The organism is Pseudonocardia sp. D17 (genome assembly GCF_036984265.1).
GTDB lineage: Bacteria > Actinomycetota > Actinomycetes > Mycobacteriales > Pseudonocardiaceae > Pseudonocardia > Pseudonocardia benzenivorans.
This window is the reverse complement of sequence record NZ_BPRG01000241.1, coordinates 58,551-80,095: the sequence shown is the minus strand read 5'-3', so window position 1 is coordinate 80,095 and position 21,545 is coordinate 58,551. Positions and strand designations below refer to the sequence as shown.

At 73.7% G+C, this 21,545-nt stretch carries 19 protein-coding genes, 2 tRNA genes, 1 other RNA gene, 2 pseudogenes and 1 riboswitch; of the genes and pseudogenes, 9 read left to right on the top strand and 15 right to left on the bottom strand.

Features of this window, described 5'->3' with window-relative positions:
• Positions 1–12 precede the first annotated feature (12 nt).
• A complete protein-coding gene (locus tag PSD17_RS33820; protein WP_013672565.1) occupies positions 13–876 on the bottom strand; it encodes a LysR family transcriptional regulator in 864 nt (287 codons plus the stop codon).
• A gap of 58 nt (positions 877–934) precedes the next feature.
• On the opposite strand from PSD17_RS33820, the gene PSD17_RS33815 reads away from it, so the two are divergent.
• The gene (locus tag PSD17_RS33815; RefSeq protein WP_339126216.1) at positions 935–1,957 is read left to right on the top strand and encodes a bile acid:sodium symporter family protein; all 1,023 of its coding nucleotides are present in this window, start codon (positions 935–937) and stop codon (positions 1,955–1,957) included.
• Positions 1,958–1,981: 24 nt separating this feature from the next.
• On the opposite strand, the gene PSD17_RS33810 is transcribed toward PSD17_RS33815, so the two are convergent.
• The 4 genes and pseudogenes from PSD17_RS33810 to ffs form a co-directional block, all read right to left on the bottom strand.
• Positions 1,982–4,360, bottom strand: a complete 2,379-nt coding sequence (locus tag PSD17_RS33810) for an HAD-IC family P-type ATPase (protein ID WP_339126215.1) — start codon at positions 4,358–4,360, stop codon at positions 1,982–1,984.
• A 65-nt stretch (positions 4,361–4,425) separates the two neighbouring features.
• A pseudogene (locus PSD17_RS35540) lies at positions 4,426–5,193 on the bottom strand (hypothetical protein); the annotation flags it as partial.
• Between the two features lie 152 nt (positions 5,194–5,345).
• A pseudogene (locus tag PSD17_RS35535) lies at positions 5,346–6,983 on the bottom strand (DNA polymerase III subunit gamma and tau); the annotation flags it as partial.
• A gap of 65 nt (positions 6,984–7,048) precedes the next feature.
• An RNA gene (ffs, locus tag PSD17_RS33800) (signal recognition particle sRNA small type) lies at positions 7,049–7,143 on the bottom strand.
• A gap of 73 nt (positions 7,144–7,216) precedes the next feature.
• On the opposite strand from ffs, the gene PSD17_RS33795 reads away from it, so the two are divergent.
• A tRNA-Ser gene (locus PSD17_RS33795) sits at positions 7,217–7,304 on the top strand.
• A gap of 239 nt (positions 7,305–7,543) precedes the next feature.
• Positions 7,544–8,266, top strand: a complete 723-nt coding sequence (locus PSD17_RS33790; RefSeq protein WP_339126213.1) for an alpha/beta hydrolase — start codon at positions 7,544–7,546, stop codon at positions 8,264–8,266.
• Between the two features lie 3 nt (positions 8,267–8,269).
• On the opposite strand, the gene PSD17_RS33785 is transcribed toward PSD17_RS33790, so the two are convergent.
• Positions 8,270–8,932, bottom strand: a complete 663-nt coding sequence (locus PSD17_RS33785; protein ID WP_339126212.1) for a FadR/GntR family transcriptional regulator — start codon at positions 8,930–8,932, stop codon at positions 8,270–8,272.
• Positions 8,933–9,088: 156 nt separating this feature from the next.
• Here PSD17_RS33785 and PSD17_RS33780 point away from each other — a divergent pair, with 156 nt between their 5' ends.
• Genes PSD17_RS33780 through PSD17_RS33770 form a run of 3 tightly spaced genes read left to right on the top strand, consistent with a single transcriptional unit; the run spans position 9,089 to position 12,093 of the window.
• Complete coding sequence (locus tag PSD17_RS33780; protein WP_339126211.1) at positions 9,089–9,979, top strand: fumarylacetoacetate hydrolase family protein; 891 nt, start codon at positions 9,089–9,091, stop codon at positions 9,977–9,979.
• A gap of 30 nt (positions 9,980–10,009) precedes the next feature.
• Positions 10,010–10,771, top strand: a complete 762-nt coding sequence (locus tag PSD17_RS33775; protein WP_013672558.1) for an alpha/beta fold hydrolase — start codon at positions 10,010–10,012, stop codon at positions 10,769–10,771.
• A 32-nt stretch (positions 10,772–10,803) separates the two neighbouring features.
• Positions 10,804–12,093, top strand: a complete 1,290-nt coding sequence (locus tag PSD17_RS33770; protein WP_013672557.1) for a metal-dependent hydrolase family protein — start codon at positions 10,804–10,806, stop codon at positions 12,091–12,093.
• Positions 12,094–12,151: 58 nt separating this feature from the next.
• Here PSD17_RS33770 and PSD17_RS33765 read toward each other — a convergent pair whose 3' ends face one another.
• The 5 genes from PSD17_RS33765 to PSD17_RS33745 all read right to left on the bottom strand — a co-directional run bounded on the left by PSD17_RS33765 (position 12,152) and on the right by PSD17_RS33745 (position 16,667).
• Positions 12,152–12,520, bottom strand: a complete 369-nt coding sequence (locus PSD17_RS33765; RefSeq protein ID WP_041759181.1) for a hypothetical protein — start codon at positions 12,518–12,520, stop codon at positions 12,152–12,154.
• 29 nt (positions 12,521–12,549) lie between these two features.
• Positions 12,550–13,662, bottom strand: a complete 1,113-nt coding sequence (locus PSD17_RS33760) for a class I SAM-dependent methyltransferase (protein WP_339126210.1) — start codon at positions 13,660–13,662, stop codon at positions 12,550–12,552.
• 25 nt (positions 13,663–13,687) lie between these two features.
• Complete coding sequence (locus tag PSD17_RS33755; protein WP_013672554.1) at positions 13,688–14,272, bottom strand: hypothetical protein; 585 nt, start codon at positions 14,270–14,272, stop codon at positions 13,688–13,690.
• A 112-nt stretch (positions 14,273–14,384) separates the two neighbouring features.
• The gene (locus tag PSD17_RS33750; RefSeq protein ID WP_013672553.1) at positions 14,385–15,755 is read right to left on the bottom strand and encodes a multidrug effflux MFS transporter; all 1,371 of its coding nucleotides are present in this window, start codon (positions 15,753–15,755) and stop codon (positions 14,385–14,387) included.
• A gap of 201 nt (positions 15,756–15,956) precedes the next feature.
• Positions 15,957–16,667 carry a rhodanese-like domain-containing protein gene (locus PSD17_RS33745; protein ID WP_103382832.1) on the bottom strand — a complete coding sequence of 237 codons (711 nt, stop codon included), beginning with the start codon at positions 16,665–16,667 and terminating at the stop codon, positions 15,957–15,959.
• Positions 16,668–16,781: 114 nt separating this feature from the next.
• Positions 16,782–16,846, top strand: a riboswitch (guanidine-III (ykkC-III) riboswitch).
• 12 nt (positions 16,847–16,858) lie between these two features.
• On the opposite strand from PSD17_RS33745, the gene PSD17_RS33740 reads away from it, so the two are divergent.
• Positions 16,859–17,173, top strand: a complete 315-nt coding sequence (locus PSD17_RS33740) for a DMT family transporter (RefSeq protein WP_339126209.1) — start codon at positions 16,859–16,861, stop codon at positions 17,171–17,173.
• Positions 17,174–17,241: 68 nt separating this feature from the next.
• Here PSD17_RS33740 and PSD17_RS33735 read toward each other — a convergent pair.
• From PSD17_RS33735 to PSD17_RS33720, 4 genes are all read right to left on the bottom strand, one after another.
• A tRNA-Ser gene (locus PSD17_RS33735) sits at positions 17,242–17,331 on the bottom strand.
• A 10-nt stretch (positions 17,332–17,341) separates the two neighbouring features.
• On the bottom strand, positions 17,342–17,809 hold the full coding sequence (locus PSD17_RS33730; RefSeq protein WP_234027664.1) for an NUDIX domain-containing protein: 468 nt from the start codon (positions 17,807–17,809) through the stop codon (positions 17,342–17,344).
• A 37-nt stretch (positions 17,810–17,846) separates the two neighbouring features.
• Positions 17,847–18,308 carry a nucleoside deaminase gene (locus tag PSD17_RS33725; RefSeq protein WP_013672549.1) on the bottom strand — a complete coding sequence of 154 codons (462 nt, stop codon included), beginning with the start codon at positions 18,306–18,308 and terminating at the stop codon, positions 17,847–17,849.
• A 23-nt stretch (positions 18,309–18,331) separates the two neighbouring features.
• Entirely contained in the window at positions 18,332–18,844 is a 513-nt protein-coding gene (locus PSD17_RS33720; RefSeq protein ID WP_013672548.1) for a tRNA adenosine deaminase-associated protein, read from the bottom strand.
• Positions 18,845–18,948: 104 nt separating this feature from the next.
• On the opposite strand from PSD17_RS33720, the gene PSD17_RS33715 reads away from it, so the two are divergent.
• Positions 18,949–20,169 carry a M20 metallopeptidase family protein gene (locus PSD17_RS33715; RefSeq protein WP_013672547.1) on the top strand — a complete coding sequence of 407 codons (1,221 nt, stop codon included), beginning with the start codon at positions 18,949–18,951 and terminating at the stop codon, positions 20,167–20,169.
• A gap of 46 nt (positions 20,170–20,215) precedes the next feature.
• Positions 20,216–21,544, top strand: coding sequence for an amidase (locus PSD17_RS33710; RefSeq protein ID WP_339126208.1), 1,329 nt, complete (start codon positions 20,216–20,218; stop codon positions 21,542–21,544).
• The last annotated feature ends 1 nt before the right edge of the window (position 21,545 follow it).

The window sequence follows — 21,545 nt, the reverse complement described above, 5'->3', positions numbered from 1 at the left end:
GGCACGTCCGGCTCAGCCGGGCGAACCGGACCGCAGCGATCCTGCGGAGTCGTGGATCGCCCGCGTCATCGCCTCGACCGCGTCGGAGACCTGCCCGGTCGCCCGGCGGGAGGTCTGCAACGTGAACTCGAAGTCGTCGAGCGGCGGCAGCCCCGGCACCCGCACCAGGCCGTCGGGCACGAGCGTCTCCGCGTGCGCCACGACCCCCAGCCCCGCGAGCGCCGCCGCACGCAGCCCCGAGAGCGACGCGCTCGTGCACGAGAGCCGCCACGACAGCCCGGCCGACTCCAGCGCCGCGATCGCCGACGCCCGCGACAGGCTCGGCCGCGGATAGGCCACCAGCGGCACCGGTCCGCCGTCGAGCCGGAACCCCGGTGCCGACACCCAGACGAAGCGGTCGCGCCACACGGTCGTTCCCCGGGGGCGGCCGGGCGAGCGCTTGGCGAAGATCAGGTCGAGGTCGCCCGTGTCGAGAGCGGACTCGAGGTTCTCGCTGAGGCCGACCGTCAGCACCAGGTCGACGGCCGGGTGCCGGCGCCGGAACCCGTCGAGGATCGACGCCATCCGGGTGAGGACGAGGTCCTCCGAGACCCCGAGCCGCAGCCGCCCACGCACCTGCACGCCGCGGAAGTGCGCCACCGCGCGCTCCTGCGTGTCGAGGATCGTGTCGGCGAACTCGACCATCGCCTCGCCGTCGGACGTGAGGGCGACGGAGTGGGTGTCGCGCACGAACAACGTGCGGCCGACGACGTCCTCGAGCCTGCGGACGTGCTGGCTCACCGTGCTCTGCCGGACGCCGAGGGCCTCCGCGGCGCGGGTGAAGCTCAGCGCGCGCGCCACCGCGACGAAGGAGCGGAGCAGGACGGGATCGAGCACGCGGTCATCATAGATTCCGATGGCAGACAGCTCGGCGTGCCCGTTTCCGAATGACCGGATGCCGTCGACCGTGGACGACGTGCTCGCCCGCCTCCGCCGCGTCCGGATCGACGCCTTCATCGTGCTGCTGCTCGTCGTCATCGGGATCGCGGCGCTCGTCCCGGCCCGCGGTGGCGTCGCCACCGGCTTCGGCCACGCCACGACGGTCGCCATCGGCCTGCTGTTCTTCCTCTACGGCGCGCGGCTCTCGACGCGCGAAGCGCTGGACGGGCTGCGCCACTGGCGGCTGCACGGCACGGTCCTCCTCGCGACCTTCGTGCTGTTCCCGCTGCTCGGTCTCGCGGTCTCCCTGCTCCCGGCGAGCGTGCTGCCGCACGAGCTCGCCGTCGGCGTGCTGTTCCTGTGCTGCCTGCCCTCGACGGTGCAGTCGTCGATCGCGTTCACCTCGCTGGCACGCGGCAACGTGTCCGCGGCGATCTGCGCCGCGTCGCTGTCGAACCTGCTGGGCATCGTCGTGACGCCGCTGCTCGCCGGCCTGCTGCTCGCCTCGCACGGCGGCATCTCCGGCGGCGCGGTGGCCGACGTCGCCCTGCAGTTGCTCGCGCCGTTCGTCCTCGGCCAGCTCGCCCGGCGCTGGATCGGCGGCTGGGTCGCGCGGCACAAGAAGCACCTGGTGCTCGTCGACCGCGGATCGATCCTGCTGGTCGTCTACGTCGCGTTCAGCGAGGGCATGGCCGAGGGGATCTGGGGGACGCTGTCGGTGCCCGCGCTGCTCACCCTGGTCGCGATCTGCCTCGCCCTGCTGGCCGCCGTCCTGCTGCTGACCTGGTACGGACCGCGCGGCTTCACCCACGTCGACCGCATCACGATCATGTTCTGCGGCTCGAAGAAGAGCCTGGCGACCGGCCTGCCCATGGCCGGCGTGCTCTTCGCGGGCGCCCAGGTCGGGGCGATCGTCCTGCCGATCATGCTGTTCCACATGATCCAGCTGATGGCCTGCGCCGCGATCGCCGGCCGGCTCGCCCGCCGCGCCGAGGCCGCCGAGTCGGGACGTGCCGTCAGCGCGGTCTCCTCACGCTGACGACACGCTCGCGGGCCGCCGGCCTCAGTCCGAGGCCGGGGCGGGGGTGGCGCGGGCGAGCCGACGGGTGATCACCAGGTTCGCGACCTCCACCAGCACGATGCCGACGATCGCGACGACCAGCCCGACCAGCATCGTCGCGGTGTTGCCCGCGTCGAGCTGCCAGAACTCCCGGCCGAACGGCAGTGGCGAGAGCAGGGCGTGCGCGAACGCGGCGAGCGAGGCCACGACCAGCACGGCCTTCCACCACACGAACGGCCGGGCGACGACGACGAGCACGCCCGTCGCGATCAGGTACAGCGTCAGCACGGCCGCCGTGCTCTGCTGGATGCTCGTGGCCGTCGGGTCGGTGCGCACGATCAGGTACGTCACGACGGTCCCGGCGCCCGCGATGATCCCCGACGGCGCGGCCAGCCGCAGGACCCGCTTGACGAAGCCCGTCCGGGCCCGCTCGGTGTTGGGGGCCAGTGCCAGGAAGAACGCCGGGATACCGATCGTGAGCGAGCCGATGAGCGTCAGGTGCCGCGGCAGGAACGGGAACGGCACGCCGATGGCGCCGATCGCGATGGCCAGCAGCACCGAGTAGACGGTCTTGGTCAGGAACAGGTTGGCGACGCGCTCGATGTTGCCGATCACCCGCCGGCCCTCGGCGACGACGTGCGGCAAGGTCGCGAAGGAGTCGTCGAGCAGGACGATCTGGGCGACAGCGCGCGTCGCGGGGCTGCCCGAGCCCATCGCGACGCCGATGTCGGCGTCCTTGAGCGCGAGGACGTCATTGACGCCGTCGCCGGTCATGGCGACCGTGTGCCCGCGCGACTGCAGCGCGCCGACCATGGAGCGCTTCTGTGCGGGGGTGACGCGGCCGAAGACGGTGCCGGCGTCGACCTCGTCGGCGAGCGACTCCTTCGCCTCGGGCAGCTCGCGGGCGTCGACGGGCGCGTGCGCGCCGGTCAGTCCCAGCGACGACGCCACGGCCGCGACGGACACCGCGTTGTCGCCGGAGATGACCTTGACGTCGACGTTCTGCTCCGCGAAGTACGCGAGGGTGTCGGCCGCCTCCGGACGCACCTTCTGCTCCAGCACGACGAGGGCCACGGCCTCGACGTCACCCGGTCCGGCCGGGTCGTCGACGACGCGGGAACCGCGGCCGAGCAGCAGCACGCGCAGGCCGTCGGCGCCGATGCGCTCGGCCTCGGCGCGCTCGGCGCTGTCCTCGGGGAGCAGCACGTCCGGCGCACCGAGCACCCAGTTGCCGTGCTCGGCGAAGCTCGCCCCGCTCCACTTGCGCGCCGACGAGAACGGCTGGGTGGTGACGACGGTCCACTGCGGCGGCGGGCACGCCTCGGCGATCGCGGCAAGGCTCGCGTTGGGCCGCTTGTCGGCGACGCCGAGCGCCCCGAGCACATCGCGGGCGTCGGCCTCCGCGTGCCCGCCGAGCGCGTCGACGCGGGACAGCCGCATGCCGTTCTCGGTGAGCGTGCCGGTCTTGTCCGCGCAGACGGTGTCGACGCGCGCGAGGCCCTCGATCGCGGGCAGCTCCTGGACCAGGCAGTTGCGCTTGCCGAGCCGGATGACCCCGACCGCGAACGCGATGCTCGTCAGCAGCACGAGCCCCTCGGGAACCATCGGCACGAGGGCGGCGACCATGCCGCGCAACGCCTCCGGCAGGTCGTTGCCCACCGTGCGGAACTGGCTCCAGATGATCAGCGCCGCCGCCGGGACGAGCAGGTAGGTGATGATCTTCAGGATGCGGTTGATCCCCGACCGCAGCTCGGAGTTGACCAGCGTGAACTTGCTGGCCTCCTCGGCGAGCCGCGCCGCGTAGGCCTCGCGCCCGACCTTCGTCGCCTGGTGCGCGCCGCCGCCCGCGGCCACGAAGCTGCCCGAGAGCACCTGGTCGCCGGGCAGCTTGTGCACGGGATCGGACTCGCCGGTGAGCAGGGACTCGTCCACCTCGAGCCCGTCCGCGGCCAGCACGACGCCGTCGACGACGATCTTGTCGCCCGGCCCCAGCTCGATCACGTCGCCGAGGACCACCTCGCCGGGCGAGAGCTCGGCCGTCGTCCCGTCGCGACGGACCCGGGGCCGGGCCTCCCCGACGATCGCGAGCCGCTCCAGGGTCCGCTTGGCGCGCAGCTCCTGGAAGATCCCGATGCCCGTGTTGATCAGGATGACGAAGCCGAACAGGCCGTCCTGGATGGGGCCGATCACCAGGATGATCGCGAACAGCACGCCGACGATGGCGTTGAACCGGGTGAAGACGTTCGCCCGGACGATCTCGCCGACGGTCCGGCTGGCCCGGGAGGGGACGTCGTTGGTCTGTCCCGCGGCGACGCGTTCGGCGACCTCGGCGGCCGTCAGCCCCGTCGTGACATCGGTGGTCGGCGACTCGATGGTGGACACGTCGGCGGAGCCTACGCAGGTCGGAGGCCCGGGACGCGGGTGCCAGCACCCCTGTTCCGTCCGATTCACCCTTTTCCGCGGTCAGCGGTCAGGGCCGGTCGATCGCCTTCGCCCCGAGCTCCGCCGCGAGCAGCTCGATCGCCGCCTCCTCGGGGTCGCGGCGCTCGACCGGACCGTTGCCCGAGTCGGCCGCGGCCTCGGCCATCATCGCCTCCTCGTCGTCCTCCGGCGGGGCCTCGTCGGACGGCGGCTCGGGCGGGAGCGGGATGCCGTCGTCTGGGGCGCTGCGCCGGCGCGGGGGCGCGCCGCGCTCGGCGCTCGGCCGACCCTGGTCGCGACGGCCGGACGGGACGGCGGGTTCGCGGCGCTGCGGGGCGGCCTGCGCCGGCGGGGCCGCGTCGCCGAACTCGCACCGCACCCGCCAGCGGACGCCGAGGACCGCGTTGAGGGCATCGGCGATGATGTCGAGGTTGCTCTGCTCCGACAGCAGGCGGGCCAGCGCGGCAGTGCCCGCCGCGAGGACGAGGGTGTCGTCGGCGACGGTCCGGACGGTGGCCGTGACCAGCAGCGCGTGCGTGCGCATCTTGCGCTGCTTCGTCGCCGAGAGGATCTCCGGCCAGACGCGGCGGACCGCGGCGGCGTCGATCCCGCGGGACATCGGCGCGGGCGGCTCCGAGCCGGTCGGCGCAGGCGCGGGCGGCTCCGAGCCGGTCGGCGCAGGGGCGGTCGGCGCCTGGGCAGTTGGCCCGGGGCCGGGCGGCTCCGAGCCGGCCGGCCCAGGAGAGGTCGGCCCAGGAGAGGTCGGCCCAGGAGAGGTCGACACAGGAGAGGTCGACACAGGAGAGGTCGACACAGGAGAGGTCGACACAGGAGAGGTCGGTTCGGGGGCCGGAGGGGCCGGCGGCACAGCCGGCTCGGCGCGCTCCGTGCGCTGCTGCGCGGCGGGGCGTTGCTGATCGGGCCGCTGATCGGGCCGCAGATCGGGCCGGGCCGGGGCCGTCGGCGTCCCGGCGGCCGCGGCTGCCGCCTCCGAGGCCCGCTCGGCGGCCGGGTGGTCGCCGCGGGGCGGTTCGGCCGGGGGCCGGCCCGGGCCGGCGGGTGCGGGGCGGTCGGCGGGTGGCACCTCCGCCTGCGGCCGGGCGGGCGCCCGCTCCTCGTCCGCATCGGCTCCCCCGGCCGCCGCGACGGCGCGATCGGGCTCCGCGGGGCGGGCGGACCGTCCCGGTTCCTCGGTGAGGTCGTGCGACGCCTGCGGCACGGCGGGCCCGGGAACCGGCGCAGGCTCCGGAGCCCGGGCCGAAACGGCCGCCGTCGGGCGTGGTTCGGGGGCGGCGGCCTGCTCCGCGGCCGTGGGCGGCTGCGCCGGGGCGTCGGTCCGGCGCTGGGACGGGCGCGCGAACTGCCGCTTCCCTGCGGCAGGGCCCTCGCCCTCGGACGACGCCCCCGGCTCCGGCGGCCCCTCGATCGAGGCCCGGCGCTCCAGCCGCTCGAGCCGTTCGAGCAGCGCGGCGTCGGACGTGGTGGCCGCCGGCAGCAGCATCCGCGCACAGAGCAGCTCCAGGAGCAGCCGCGGAGCCGTCGCGCCACGCATCTCGGTGAGCCCGGTGTGGACGATGTCGCCGTAGCGGGCCAGCGTCGCGGGGCCGATCTTGCCGGCCTGTTCCATCATCCGCGAGATCTCGTCGTCGGCGGCCTCGACGATGCCCTGGCCCGCGGCATCGGGCACCGCCTGCAGGAGCATGAGGTCGCGCAGGCGTTGCATGAGGTCGGCGGCGAACCGGCGCGGATCGTGCCCGGCCTCCACGAGCCGGTCGACCGCCTCGTACACCGCTGCCGAGTCACCCGCGGCGAGCCCGTCGACGACGTCGTCGACCAGCGCGACGTCGGTGACCCCGAGCAGCGCGACCGCGCGCTCGTAGGTGACACCCTCCTCCCCCGCGCCGGCCAGCAGCTGGTCGAGCACGGAGAGGGTGTCGCGCGCCGATCCCCCGCCCGCGCGGATGACCAACGGGTACACCGCAGGCGCGACGGTGACGCCCTCCTCGGCGCAGATCCGCTCGAGCAGCGCGCGCAGCGTGCCGGGCGGGATCAGCCGGAACGGGTAGTGGTGGGTGCGCGACCGGATGGTCGGCAGCACCTTCTCGGGCTCGGTCGTCGCGAAGATGAAGACGAGGTGGTCCGGCGGCTCCTCGACGATCTTGAGCAGGGCGTTGAAGCCCTGCGTCGTGACCATGTGCGCCTCGTCGACGATGAACACCCGGTACCGCGACTCGGCCGGCGCGTAGAAGGCGCGGTCGCGCAGCTCGCGGGCGTCGTCGACACCGCCGTGCGACGCCGCGTCGAGCTCGACGACGTCGATCGAGCCGGGACCCTCCGGCGCCAGCGCGATGCAGGACGGGCAGACGCCGCAGGGGTCGGGCGTCGGGCCCAGCTCGCAGTTCAGCGATCGCGCGAGGATCCGTGCCGACGACGTCTTGCCGCAGCCGCGCGGCCCGGAGAACAGGTACGCGTGGTTGATCCTGCCGGCCGTGAGGGCGACCCCGAGCGGCTCGGTGACGTGCTCCTGGCCCACCACCTCGGCGAACTTGGCCGGGCGGTACTTCCGGTACAGAGCCAGCGCCACGCCCGCGAGGCTACCCACCGGTGCCGACACCGGGGAGGGCGGGCGCCGACCGCGCGGACCGGACACAAAGGGGACTCCGCGCACCCGGCAGAGCCCGTTGACCCTTGCTGCCTTCCGGCCCTGGGGGAGTTCACAGGATGCGCGCCGCGCGGAGTCCGTGGTCGAGTGTAGCGGCTCCCCGCGCGGCGGTCCCGCCGCGGGGGCCACGACGAGCGGTCGCTATGCTCCGACGCGGAGGATTCGCCTAGTGGCCTAGGGCGCACGCTTGGAAAGCGTGTTGGGAGCAATCCCTCAGGGGTTCGAATCCCCTATCCTCCGCCACCCGGAGCAGCGACGACGCCGGGCCGCCCGAACAGGGCGGCCCGGCGTTCGTCGTTCGATGGCGGCGCGCGGAAATCCGTGGAGCGCAACGGCGACGACTGCTAACTTGCCGACGACCGTGCGCCGGCCCGAGGAGGTGGTACCCGTGAACGTTTCGACGTGGGTGCTCTCCTCAGGGGTCACGGTCGGGCGGTAGGTCGCCCGGGAGCGCCGTTCCAGCACTCCCGAAGGGCACGACCATGGACCTGAACTTCACCGAAGAGACGCTTCTCGACGACGGCGTCCGCGAACGCGGCTTCCTGCTCGGCGACATCCCCGGCACCCTGTGGTCGCCGGGGTCCGAGAGGGCGCCGCTCGTCCTGCTCGGCCACCCCGGCGACCTGCGCCGGATGCACCCGCGGCTCGCGGCGCGGGCCCGGCACGCGGTCGCGCGGGGCTTCGCGGCGGCCACGATCGAGAACCCGGGAAGCGGCGACCGCCCGCGCATCCCCGCGCTCGACGACGCCCGCGCCGACCTGCGGCGGGCGGTGCAGGCCGGCGAGAGGGTCCCCGACGACGTCGTCGACGGGCTGGTCCTCCCGCTCGTCGACCAGGCGGTTCCGGAGTGGCAGGCACTCCTCGACGCGCTGCCCGGGATCGACGGCCGGGTCGCCTACACGGGCGGGATCATCAGCATCGGCGTGCGCCTCGCGCGGGTCGAGCCGCGGATCGCGGCAGCCGTGCTGTTCGCCGGGAGCTGGGTGCCGCGCGCCGTCGTCGACGAGGCCCGGAAGGTCACCGTCCCGGTGCACGTCCTGCTGCAGTGGGACGACGAGGGCAACGACCGGCAGCAGGCCCTCGACCTGTTCGATGCCCTCGGGTCGCCGGAGAAGTCGTTGCACGCCAACATGGGTGGGCACACCGGGGTCCCGGAGCACGCGGGCGAGGACGCCGACCGCTTCCTGGAGCGGCACCTGCGGTAGCGCTCAGCCCCTGCCGAGCAGGTTGTCCGACACGTGCTGCAGGTGCGCGCGCATCGCGGCGCCGGCGGCGTCGGGATCGCGGTCGCGCAGCGCGTCGACGACGGCGGTGTGCTCCTCGTGGTAGCACCGCCGTCGTTCGGGGCTCGACGTCCGGCGCTTGAGCGAGCCCCACACCGGTAGCGCCCGCGCGGTGTTGAGGACGTCGAACATGTTCATCAGCAGGCCGTTGTGCGCGGCCTTCGCGATGGCGCGGTGCAGCCGGGCGTCCCACGACTCGAAACCCTCGAAGTCGTCGGACGCGCCGCCGGCGGCGAGGCACTCCCCGATCCGGTCGAGGTCGGCCTGGGTGGCCACCCGGGCGGCCAGCATGGCCACCTGGGGTTCGAGCAGCAGCCGGACCTGCATGATCTCGGCGGGGCTGGTGTCGGCGGGCGCCCCGTCGACCTGCTGGACGGCGACCTCGGTGAGGAACGTGCCGCGTCCGACGTGCCGGATCACCACGCCATCGCGTTCGAGGATCTCCAGCGCCCGGCGGATCGCGCTGCGCGGCGCGGCCAGCCGCTCGACCAGTTCGCGCTCGGTGGGCAGCTTCGACCCCGGGCGCAGCGTGCCGTCCTGGGTGCCCTCGGTCAGCAGGGCCCGCAGGGTCTGCTCGACCGTCTGCATGGCCGACACCCTATCCCGGATGCACCGCGTCGATACCAATTCGGACCAATAATCTCGGCCACCACCAGCGCTCGACCACCAGCACTCGACAGCCCTCCGAGCGCGGCGTACGGTCGGGTCGACCGAATTGGTTTCATTGGTTCAGATTGGTTGCACATGAAGCTGGTGACCTTCACCGACGCGACCGGCGCTGCGCCGCGCGTGGGGGTGGCCGATGACGGGACCGGCGAGGTCCGCGACGTCAGCGAGCTGCTGTCGGCCGGCGCCGGCGTGCTCGAGGTGATCGAGGACTGGTCGACGCTCGGGCCCGTCCTCGCCGAGCGCGCGCCGTCGCTCGCGGCCCGGCCGCTGGACTCCGTGCGGCTGCTCGCACCGATCCCGCGCCCCCGGCGCAACGTCTTCTGCGTCGGCAAGAACTACCGCGCCCACGTCGCGGAGTTCGGCCGCAGCGGCTACGACAGGCCCGACCGGTCGGAGGACCTGCCGGAGCACCCCGTCGTCTTCTCCAAGGCGACGACGGCGGTCACCGGACCGTTCGACGACGTCCTCGCCCACGCCGGCGTCACCTCGGAGCTCGACTACGAGGCCGAGCTCGCGGTGATCGTCGGACGGGGTGGCCGCGGCATCCCCCGCGAGGCCGCGTTCGAGCACGTGTGGGGCTACACGATCGTCGACGACGTCACCGCCCGCGACCTGCAGCGCAGGCACTCGCAGTGGCTGCTGGGCAAGTCGCTGGACACGCACTGCCCGATGGGGCCCTACGCCGTCTCGGCCGACGAGATCGCCGACGTCTCGGCCCTGCAGGTCGAGAGCAGCGTCAACGGCGAGCCCCGGCAGTCCGCGCCGGTGAAGGACCTGATCTTCGACATCCCGGAGCTCGTCGCCACCATCTCGGCCGGCATCACGCTGGAGCCGGGCGACGTCATCGCCACGGGTACGCCCGCCGGCGTCGGGATCGGCTTCGACCCGCCGCGCTTCCTCGCGCCGGGCGATGTCGTCGAGATCTCGGTGACCGGGCTCGGCCGCCAGCGCAGCCGCATCGTCTGAGCCGCCGCAACCGCAACACGAGGGAGCAGAGTGAAGGTCAACGGCAAGGAACTGGCCGTCGAGGTCGAGGGCAGCGGACCCGCGGTCCTGCTGGTCCACGGGCTGGGCGGGACCTCGAACTTCTACCAGGTGCAGGCCGACGCGCTCGCCGCGACGCACACCGTCGTCCGGGTCGACTCCGCCGGTGCCGGGCGTTCCGACCTCGCCGAGGGCATCAGCATCGAGTCGCACGCCGAGGACCTCCTCGGCGTCATGGACGAGCTGGGCATCGAGTCGGCGGCCGTCGTCGGGCACTCGATGGGCACGCTCGTCGTGCGGACGTTCGCCGCTCGCCATCCCGAGCGGGTGCGGTCCCTCGCGCTGCTCGGCACCGTCCGCGAGCCGGCCGACGCCGGCCGCCAGGCCCAGCGCGACCGCGCGGCCGTCCTGCGCGCCGACGGCACCGCCGCGGTGGCGCCGGGCGTCGTCGCCAACGGGCTGTCCGAGACGACCCGCACGCAGCACCCCGAGATCGCCGCGTTCGTCCGCGAGCTCGTGATGCGTCAGGACCCGGAGGGCTACGCGCGCAACTGCGAGGCGCTCGCCGCGGCGACCGACCCCGGGCCCGTCGACCCCTCGCTGCCGCTGCTGCTGATCACCGGCGACGAGGACAAGGTCGGGCCGCCCGACGCGAGCCGCGAGCTCGCCGACGCGCACGGTTCGGCGACCGTCGACGTCCTTCCCGGCGTGGGCCACTGGACTGCGCTCGAGGCGGCGCGTCCGGTCACCGACCGCCTGCGCGCCTTCCTGTAGCCAGCGCTTCTCGACGAAGAGGAGGGGCCGCCGTGCCCACCAGCAAGATCCTGTTCCGCGACGTCTCGATCCTCGATTCCACCGGCGCCGACCCGTATCGCGGCGACGTCCTGGTCGAGGACGACCGCATCGCCGCCGTCGGCACCGTCGACGCCGCGTCCGCCGAGGGCGCGCGGGTCGTCGAGGGCCGTGGTCGCACCCTGATGTCGGGCCTGTGCGACGCGCACACCCACTTCTCCTGGAACAACTCCGCCGACCTCGACGGTCTGGGGACCATGCCCGTCGAGGAGCACCTGCTGTTCTGCCTCGAGTCGGCGAAGACCTACATCGACTCCGGCTACACCATGTGCCTGGGCGCGGCATCGGCGAAGGAGCGGCTCGACGTCGTCTGCCGCGACGCGATCGACGCGGGTCGCGTCCCGGGCCCCCGCTACCTCGCGAACGGTCCCGAGATCGCGGTGACCGGCGGCGCGTTGATCAAGTCGATCACCAAGTTCGCCGACGGTCCCGAAGGCATGCGCAAGGCGGTCCGCGAGCTGATCGACATCGGCGTCGACCAGATCAAGCTGTCGATGACCGGCGAGGAGATCACCGGTACGCAGCGCGCCGAGGACACCTACTTCTCCGACGAGGAGGTCGCCGCCGCGGTCGCCGAGGCGCACCGGCGCGGCAAGCGCGTCTGCGCCCACGCCCGCAGCGCCGAGAGCGTCAAGATGTGCGTGCGCAACCACGTCGACGTCATCTACCACGCCAGCTTCACCGACGCCGAGGGCATGGACATGCTCGAGGCCAACAAGGACTGGGTGTTCGTCGCGCCCGGCATCAACTGGCTCGTCGCGACGCTCTACGAGGCGGAGTCGTTCGGGTTCCCGCAGGAGGCGGCCGAGGCCGTCGGCTACAAGAAGGAGCTGGAGACCGCGATCGACGGCCTGCGCGAGATGCACCGTCGCGGCATCAAGGTGCTGCCGGGCGGCGACTACGGCTTCGCGTGGACCCCGCACGGCACCTACGCCCGCGACCTCGAGCACTTCGTGACGCTGCTCGGCTTCACGCCGATGGAGGCGATCATCTCGGCCACCGCGTGGGGCGGGGAGATCATGCTGCGGCCCGACGAGCTGGGCAAGGTGCAGCCCGGCTACCTCGCCGACCTGCTGCTCGTCGACGGTGACCCGCTCGCCGACATCACCGTCCTGCAGGACCAGACGAAGCTGAACTACATCATGAAGGACGGCCGCTTCCACAAGGACGGCAGCACCGCCGACGCGGACTACCCGCCCAACCCAGGCAACGTCGACCGGAACCGGGCACCCGCCGCGGTCTGACCCACCCACCCGCGCCGCTCGGTGCCCGGGCTCGCCCGGTGCCGGGCGGCGCCGGCGTTCAGGTCGTGGTCTGCGCCGGCAGCCAGCGCAGCGCGGCCTCGACGCTGTCGCCGCCGCTGGTGTTGAAGGCGATCGCCGCTTTCGGGACCTCGCGGCGAATCAGGTTCACCACCTGCTCGAACAGCTCCAGCAACGCCTCGGGTTTGCGGAGCCCGCCGCCGACGACCACGACGTCCCAGGCCCGCGCCTCCAGCGCCGCCGCCACCGTCACCAGTGCCGACGCGTCGAGCGGGACCAAGGTCATCGACGCCTCGAGCCCGTGGTCGCCGAACCGGCGCAGCTCGGCGTCGAGCGCCTGCTGCACGTCGTCGGCCGGGAGGCCGGGAATCGCGTAGGGATCGATGCCGAGCACCAACACACACGCCATCCTCCGACGGTACCGGCGCGTGGCGCAGGTCACCCGTCCTGTCGGCGACCGCCCCGCAGCCGCTCGCGCAGCCGGTAGAGCCCCCGCAGCAGCGGTCGGGTCGCCGCGGCCGCCCAGCGGCGCGGCGGACTGACCAGCAGCAGCCACGACGTGAACACGAACAGCCGGAACCGCGGACCCGACGCGGGGACCTTCCGGTAGCCGGTCATGTCGTAGCCCATCGTCGCCAGCGGGACGAACCCGGCGCGACGCAGGTCGTACTCGGCGCGCTTGGCGTCGTCGTGCAGGTGCCAGACGGTCTCCGGCGCGGCCTCCCGGATGTCGAGGTTCGTCACGAGGACGCCGTCGGGGCCGAGCGCGGCGTGCAGCGTGCGGGCCGTCTCGTTGATGTCCGGGACGTGCGCGAGGGTGTCGATCGCGGTGATCGCGTCGTAGCCGCCCGCGGGCAGCGTCTGGTCGAGCAGGTCGATCGCGGTGGGGTGGCCGCCGCGGCGTTCGATCCGGAAGCGGGCGAAGTCGAGCAGCGTCGACGACAGGTCGGCCATGGTCGAGTCCCAGCCGAGCGCCGCGAACAGCTGTGTGGTGACGCCGACACCGGACCCGAAGTCGAGGTGCCGCCGCCCGGGCGCCCACTCCTGGAGGAACCGCACCGCGACGACGTTCGACGGGTCGGCGTGCCCCTCGGACTGCAGGTACGCCCACCACATCAGGTCGTAGGACCAGGAGCGGGTCGTCCGGTAGAACTCGACGCGGCCGCGGTCGCCCTCGTCGCCGCCGGCCTCGGCCCATTCCTGCACGCTGATCTGCTCCCAGTGCAGGCAGCGACGCCGGGCCTCCTCGGGCGTCGTCTCGTAGAAGGTGGCGAGGTCGTCGAGCACGGACTCGCGGACACTGCGGCCGTCGACGCGCAGCACCTCGTGGAACGCGGCCATCTCGGGGCTGGCGACGGCCTCGCGGTGCCAGCGGCTGCGCGTGGACATGTCGACGGGCGGGACCTCGGCGGGGTCGATGTGCACGCCGGACTCGGCGGGACGCTCGACGTTCTGGACTGCGCTCCACAGCTTGTGGCGGATCGCCTTCAGCAGCGGGCGGGAGCGGGCGTTGGTGAGCAGCACGAAAGGCCTCTCGACGGAGACGCGCACGACAGGCCGGTGGGCCCGTGTCGGGTCAGGCCGGCAGCGGCGCGAGGGTGGTGGTGGGGCTCGGGACGGTCGTGTCCCGGGGCGGTCCCCTGCTCGACACCCACCACCGGCTGACGCCCGTGGCCCAGCTGCGGTCGGCGTCCGTCGGGTCGCCGGCTCCGGCGGGGCGCTCCCCCGGCCGGAACGTCAGCAGCGCGAGGACCCGCTCGGCCCGGCCCGTCGACCAGAGCTGATGGCACACCGTGCCGACGACCGCGTGCACGACGAGCGCCGCGACCAGCAGCGCGATCGGCGGAGCAGCATGGCCGGCACCGATGTGGGTGACCGCCTCGGCGCCCACGAACGCGGCCGGTCCGGCGAGCGAACCGCCGGCGCGCGGCCGACGCCGCCGGCGGAGGTCGGCGGGACGTCCGGCCATCGCGGCGGCGATGCCCGAGACCAGCACCAGTGCGGCCGCGCCGAGCGCGAGCCGTCCGACGGATGCACCCGGGACGGCTCCGCCCGTCTCCTCATGGGCGCGGCTCATGGCCTCGTGGGTGAGCGCGTGGGTGATCGACCAGACGACGACGGCGAAGCCCACGGTCACGACGCGTGCCGCCCGTCCGTTCACCTCGTCCCGCTCCTTCCCGTTCGGCCCTCCCCGAGGCTACGGAGAGTTTCGACGAGCAGGGTCAACAGAGGGTAAGAACTCCGGGTAAGAACTCAGTGGGCGTCCGCCACGATCAGCCCGCAGCGCGACAGGTCGGTTGCGCTGCGGAGTCGGCGAGCTCCTGCGGTACGACCGGAACCTCCCTCGGCCGGCGCGGCAGCCGCGCCCGCGACACCAGCTGGACCGTGACGGCGACCGCGAGGCAGATGACCATGACCACGGCCATCGACGGCACCCCGAGGACCGCCGGCAGGATGCCGACCACCGGCGCCACGAACGCCGAGAAGCCGAACTGCGCCACCCCCAGGATCGCCGACGCCCGCCCGGCGGCGTGCCGCTCGACCGCCATCCCGACCGACACGGCGTTGGGCATCACGAAGCCCCAGCAGCTCATGAAGGCGAACAGCGCGGGCAGCGCGACCGGCAGCGGCGCGCCCGCGCGCAACAGCGCCGCGAACGTGAGCGCGGCGAGCAGCATCACCGGCGTCGCGACCGACAGCAGCCGCTGGGCGGTGAACCGTCGCAGCAGCAGCCGGTTGACGTTGTTGGCCAGCACGAGGCCTGCCGCGTTGACGGCGAAGATCGCGCTGTAGGCACCCGGACCGAGGCCGCGCTCGGTCTGCAGGTAGAACGAGAGCCCGGCGAGCTGCGCGATCATCGCGGCGCCGACGGAGCCGAGGACGAGCGCGCTGACGAACACGTGCCTGCGACGCAGCAGCGACCAGAGACCCAGGTGCGACTCACCGTCGGCCTTGCGCCGGGCCCGCTCGGCGGGGGTCGGCGGCGTCCGTCCGCCGATCCGGTCGGGATGGGTCTCGGGCAGGACGAACACCACCAGGCCCAGACCCACGACGCCCAGCGCCAACGTCAGACCGAAGATGAACCGCCAGGACAGGCCCAGCTCGAGAAGGCCGGCCCCCAGGATCGGAGCGATCATGGGCGCCAACGCCGTCGATGCCGCGAGCAGCGAGTAGAACCGGGCGAGCGTCGCACCCGAGTGGACGTCGCGCGCGACGGCGCGGGCGACGGCGATGCCCGCGGCGGCGCTGAAGCCCTGCAGCAGCCGCGCGCCGATCAGGACCTCGATCGACCAGGCGAACGAGCACAGCACCGACGCGACGACGTAGCCCGCCAGCCCGATCGTCAACGGTCGGCGGCGGCCGAAGCGGTCGCTCAGCGGGCCCACGATCAGCTGCCCGACCGACAGGCCGATCAACGTCGTCGCGAGGGTTGCCTGGACCATGCCGTCGGAGGTCGCGAACTCCGACTGGATGGCGGGGAACGCCGGGCTGTAGGCGTCCATCGAGAACGGGCCGAGCCAGGTGAACATCACCGCGGCCGGCAGGATGCGCCGGACCTGTCGGTGGGAGAGCAGTGCCGCGCCGGATCGGGTCACGCCCGGCGCCGCGTCGGGTGTCGCTTCTGGTTCCGAGTGCGTGGTCACGTCACCGTCCGTATGGCCCGGGATCGCCGGGCAAGATTATTTAGTAAACCGCAAGCAATTACGGTGCCAGAGGCGTCCGTTCTGGACCATGGCCGACCGTGGGATCTGTCTCACAGGCACGGCAGATGGTGAAATGAGGGCACGATCAGGCCCTGTCGATCACGCAGCGAGGATCACCCGCCGACGATCAGACGCCGGCGATCACGCGCTCGCGAGCAGACGCAGCCGTGGGCGCACGGCGGGCGCACCGGCGAGCATCTCGACGACGTCGGCGAAACCGCAGGCGCGCAGGAGCGACGCGGCGGTCGAGGAACGACGTCCGTCGTCGTCGAGCACCGTGACGGTCGCATCGGGCCGCAGCTCGACCAGCCGGCCGAGCAGCTCGTCGAGCGGGATGCGCAGCGCGCCACGCGGCGACGGGCCGCCGCACTCCCGCACGTCGACGACCTGCCCGCAGCCGCCGTCCGCGCCGGGCCGCGAGACGGTGCCCGACTCCACGACGGTGCCCGGCTCCGTGGATGTGCCGGTCCCCGCGACGCACGTCCGGCGCGACACGGACGCGGCGCCGGGATCGGCCAGCCGACCGACGACCGGCCCGAGCCCCTCGGCGCGCAGGAGCTCCGCCGCCCGCTCCGCCGGCCCGACCGGGCCGACGACGACGATCTCGACGCCCGGGGCCAGCAGGCCCGCACAGACGTCGACGAACGCGGGGTCGTCCAGTCCGACGTTGACCGACCCGGGCAGGTGCCCGACGGCGAACTGCCGGTGGTCGCGGACGTCGAGCACGAACGCGCCGGTGCCCTGCGCCCGCACGACCTGGGCGGCCGGGACGGTGGGCAGGCCGGACGACACGACGCCGGCCGTGTCACAGGCCAGGTCACCGGCCTGGTCGTCGGCCACGTCACGGACCACGCGGAGCGTCCTTTGCGACATGGCGCCTCCCCACCTGCCAGCGACGGAATGACCGTACATTACGGCGGGTGCGCGACGCCACCGTCCAGATGTCGGGAGACCGGTAGCCTGGCCGTGGAGCCGCCGCCGCGGCCGCCCCGGACGAGTGCGTCGTACCCGGCACGACAAGACGACGCCCACGGAGGCGTGCCATGGCATGGATCGTGCTGGTGTTGTCGGGGATCCTCGAGACGGTGTGGGCGAGCGCCCTGTCCCGGTCGGAGGGCTTCAACCGGCCACTGCCGTCGGTCGTGTTCGGCGTCGCGCTGGTCGCGAGCATGGTCGGGCTGGCGTGGTCGCTGCGGACGCTGCCGGTCGGGACCGCGTATGTCGTCTGGGTCGGGATCGGCGCGGTCGGGACGGCGCTCTACGGGATGGTCGTCCTCGGCGAGCCGGCGACGCTCGTCCGCTTCGTCTGCCTGGCCGCGATCGTCGGGGGTGTCGTGGGGCTGAAGCTGGTGTCGTGACCGGCGCCCGAGACGACGAACGCCGGGCGCTCCCTGATCGGGAGGCCCGGCGTTTCGCCTGTTCAGGCTGGCGGTAGCGGTGGGATTTGAACCCACGGAGGGCGTGAACCCTCACACGCTTTCGAGGCGTGCTCCTTCGGCCGCTCGGACACGCTACCGCCGACGAGCTTACCCGGCGCCCTCCACGACCCCGGCGCCGGGGAGGGGCCGCTGCGCCGCCCGCCACGCCGCCAACCCGATCTTGACGAGACTGACCTGTGCCAACCCGCTCACGGCGGCGACGGGGACCCACGCCGCGGCGTCGCTGGAGCCGTCGACCTCGTCGCGCAGCGTCCCGCCGACGACCGTGCCCGAGTAGATGATCCGGATCGCGTGGTGGTCGATCTCCGCGCCGGTGTGGTCGCGGACGACGTGGAGGGAGTCGACGGTGAGCAGGTCGTCGACCCGGACGTCGAGCCCGGTCTCCTCGGCCGCCTCACGGACGGCGGTGTCGAGGGGGTCCTCGCCGTGCTCCACGCCGCCACCGGGGAGCGTCCAGCGCGAGCCGAGCGCGGGCGTCAGCCGGGTGAGCAGGACCCGGCCGTCCTCGACGCAGACGACGTAGGCGGCCACACGTTGCACACGAGGCTCCGGCACCGGACGACCCTAGCCTCGGCAGCCGAGGCGCCGGGCCTCAGCGGAGCTCGCCGAAGAAGTCCTCCAGGAGCGCGGCGCACTCGTCGGCCAGCACCCCGCCGACGACCTCGGGGCGATGGTTGAGCCTGCGGTCGCGCAGGACGTCCCACAGCGATCCGGCGGCGCCGGTCCGCGGCTCCCAGGCCCCGAACACCACCCGCGGCACCCGGGCCAGCCAGATCGCGCCGGCGCACATCGTGCACGGCTCCAGCGTCACGACGAGCGTGCAGCCGGTGAGCCGCCACTCCCCGAGCACGGCCGCGGCGGCGCGCAGCGCGAGGATCTCGGCGTGGGCGGTGGGATCGCCCAGCGCTTCACGGGCGTTGCAGGCGGTGGCGACCTCCGCGCCCGACGCGTCGACGACCACGGCGCCGATCGGCACGTCACCGGTGCCGAGCGCGCCACGGGCGACGTCGATCGCGCGCCGGACGAGCCGCTCGTCGTCGGGTCCGGGGATCACGCCACGAGCATGCCCGGCGGCGTTCAGCGCGCGTCGACGACCGCGGCGAGCGCGTCGGCGAAACCGCAGCGGCGGCCGATCGCGGCGAGCTGCTCGTCGGGATAGAGCTCGAGCTCGTTGACCAGCACCTCGAGCTCCTCGGCCGGCAGCCCCAGGTCGGCCAGGATCGCGAGGTCGCCCTCGGGCCACAACGCGTCCTCACCGTCGGACGGCAGCTCGACGCGCAACAGGTCGAGCACGTCGGCGGCGACGTCGTAGTCGAGCGCGGCCACGGCGTCGGACACGAGGAGCGACACCCCGCCGGGCACCGGGCGCAGCAGCACGAAGAACTCGTCGTCGACGTCGAGCAGCCCGACGACCGCGCCGGTGGAACGCAGGGCGCGCAGCTCGGTGATGGCGGCGTCGAGATCGTGCAGGGCGGCCACGTCCAACGATATGCACCGCCAACGGCCCTCCTCCCGGATCGCGGCGACCGCGTACCCGGGCAGGGCCTGGTCACGCGTGTCGTCGCGCGCCTGGACGCTCTGCACCGCCATGGCACTACCGTAAGCCTGTGACGTCTTATGGTCCACGTCACAGCCGCAACTTCGCTCTCCTGTCACCCGGTGGCAGTGCGGCCGAGCAGTGCGAGGATCACCGCATGTCCCCGGCCGACGCGCGTCTCGACGACCTCCACCGCCGTGCGCGCGCCCTGCAGCCGCGGACCGTCGCACTGCGCCGAGCGGTGCACCGCCACCCGGAGATCGGGCTGCACCTGCCGGGCACGCAGGACGCCGTGCTCGGCGCCCTCGCCGACCTCCCGGTCCGCATCCACCTCGGGCGCGAGGTGAGTTCGGTCGTCGCCGTCCTCGACGGCGCCCGGCCGGGCCCGACGGTGCTGCTGCGGGCCGACATGGACGCCCTGCCGCTGCACGAGGACACCGGCGTCGAGTTCACCTCGACGGTCGACGGCGCGATGCACGCATGCGGGCACGACGCGCACGTCGCGATGCTGGCCTCGGCGGCCCGGCTGCTGGCGGAGTCGCGCGAGGACCTGGCGGGGCGGGTGCTGCTGATGTTCCAGCCGGGCGAGGAGGGCTTCCACGGCGCCCGTCACATGATCGACGAGGGTCTGCTCGGTCCGGGTGGCCCCGCGGGCATGCCGGAGGCCGCCTACGCCCTGCACGTCAGCGCGACGTTGCCCAGCGGCGAGGTGCACACCCGACCCGGCCCGATCATGGCCGCCGCCGACACCGTGACCGTGACGGTGACGGGCCGCGGCGGCCATGCCTCGGCCCCGCACGACGCGGTCGACCCGGTCCCCGCCGCCGCGGCCATGGTCGGTGCGCTGCAGACCATGCTGACCCGCCGTGTCGACGCCCACCAGGCGGCCGTGCTCACCATCGCCCGGATCACCGCGGGGACCACGAACAACGTCATCCCCGAGTCCGCCGAGATGGAGGGCACCCTGCGGACGATGGCCGAGCCGGTCCGCCGGCTGCTGCACGACGAGATCCAGCGCGTGTGCCGGCACACCGCGCTGGCCCACGGCTGCGAGGCCGACGTGCGGATCAGTTCGGGCTACCCGGTGACCGCGAACGACCGGCAGGCGGCCGCGCAGGTCACGGATCTGGCGGGCCGGCTGCTCGGAAGCCGACGCGCCGTCGAGATGCCCGACCCGATCATGGGCGCGGAGGACTTCTCCTACGTCCTGCGCGAGGTCCCGGGGGCGCTCGCGTTCCTGGGGGCGTGCCCGCCCGGGGTCGATCTCGCGACGGCACCGTCGAACCACTCCAACCGGGTCGTCTTCGACGAATCCGCGATGCCCACGGGCGTCGCGCTGTACGCGGGCCTGGCACTCGAGGCGCTGGCGGCGAGCTGACCCCCCGGCGCGCGGCGGCCTCCCGGCGGGGAGGCAAGCTTGGCCCGTGACGTTCTCGATCCGCGACCTGTCCCTCGACCTGCGCTCCGGCGAGCTCTCCCCCACCGAGCACGTCCGCGACGTCCTCGACCGGCTGCGCGGCGACACGACGAACGCGGTCGTCACGCTCGACGAGGAGCGCGCGCTCGCCGACGCCGCCGCCCGCACCGAGGAGCTGGGCCGCGGCGAGTGGCGCGGGCCGTTGCACGGGGTCGCGGTCGGGGTGAAGGACATCATCGACGTCGAGGGCCTGCCGACACGCTGCGGCTCGGCGGTCCTCGCCGACGCCGCCCCCGCGGAGGCCGACAACCCGGTCGTGGCGCGGCTGCGGGAGGCGGGCGCGGTCGTCGTCGGGAAGCTGCACACCCACGAGTTCGCCTACGGGCCCACCGGCGACGTCTCGGTCTCCGGTCCCGCCCGCAACCCGCACGACCCGACGCGGATCACCGGCGGCTCGTCGTCGGGATCGGCGGCGGCCGTCGCGGCCGGGCACCTCGCGCTGACGCTGGGCACCGACACGGGCGCGAGCGTGCGCGTCCCGGCGGCGCTGTGCGGGGTCGTCGGGCTCAAGCCGACGCGCGGGCGGCTCTCGACCGAGCGCGTCTTCCCGCTGTCGGACACGTGCGACCACGTCGGGGTGCTGACCGCCGACGTGCACGGCGCGAGCGTCGTGTGGGACGTCCTCGCCCGGCCCGACGGCACCGGTGGCGGCATCCAGCAGCCGGGGGTCTCGGGCGTGCGGATCGGCGTGCCCACCGGCCCCTACTGGGAGGCCGCGGACCCGGTGATCGTCGAGACGACCCGCGACGCCGTCGCGCGGCTGGAGAAGGCCGGTGCGCAGATCACCGAGATCGAGATCCCCGCGATCGACGAGCTCGCCCCGCTGTACTTCACGACCGTCAACGCCGAGGCGTACGCGACCCACCGGGACCTGCTCGCCGCCCGCCGCGCGGACTACCAGCCGGCGACGCTCGAGCGCCTCGAGCCGAACGCGAACCTCACCGCGACCGAGTACATCGACGCGCAGCGGGCCCGCGTCCGGCTGACCGCGGAGATCCGGACGGCCTGCGACGGCATCGACGCGCTCGTACTGCCGACGACGCGGGTGCGCGCCACCCCGATCGGCGCGGAGTCGGTGGAGGTCGGCGGTCGCGACGTGACGGTCCGCCCGGCCCTGCTCGCGCTGACGCTGCCGTTCAACCTGACGGGCTGGCCCGCGGTGTCGGTGCCCGGCCGGGTCGACCAGGGCGAGCTGCCCGTCGGCGTGCAGATCGCCGGGGTGCGGCTGGAGGAGCGCGGCGTGCTGCGGGTGGCGGCGGCGATCGAGCGGTCCTGAG

Coding starts and splice junctions, on each gene's coding strand:
- PSD17_RS33815 (WP_339126216.1), top strand. CDS start 935: ATGCCGTCGACCGTGGACGACGTGCTCGCCCGCCTCCGCCGCGTCCGG.
- PSD17_RS33790 (WP_339126213.1), top strand. CDS start 7,544: ATGGACCTGAACTTCACCGAAGAGACGCTTCTCGACGACGGCGTCCGC.
- PSD17_RS33785 (WP_339126212.1), bottom strand. CDS start 8,932: ATGCAGACGGTCGAGCAGACCCTGCGGGCCCTGCTGACCGAGGGCACC.
- PSD17_RS33780 (WP_339126211.1), top strand. CDS start 9,089: ATGAAGCTGGTGACCTTCACCGACGCGACCGGCGCTGCGCCGCGCGTG.
- PSD17_RS33765 (WP_041759181.1), bottom strand. CDS start 12,520: ATGGCGTGTGTGTTGGTGCTCGGCATCGATCCCTACGCGATTCCCGGC.
- PSD17_RS33740 (WP_339126209.1), top strand. CDS start 16,859: ATGGCATGGATCGTGCTGGTGTTGTCGGGGATCCTCGAGACGGTGTGG.
- PSD17_RS33720 (WP_013672548.1), bottom strand. CDS start 18,844: ATGGCGGTGCAGAGCGTCCAGGCGCGCGACGACACGCGTGACCAGGCC.
- PSD17_RS33715 (WP_013672547.1), top strand. CDS start 18,949: ATGTCCCCGGCCGACGCGCGTCTCGACGACCTCCACCGCCGTGCGCGC.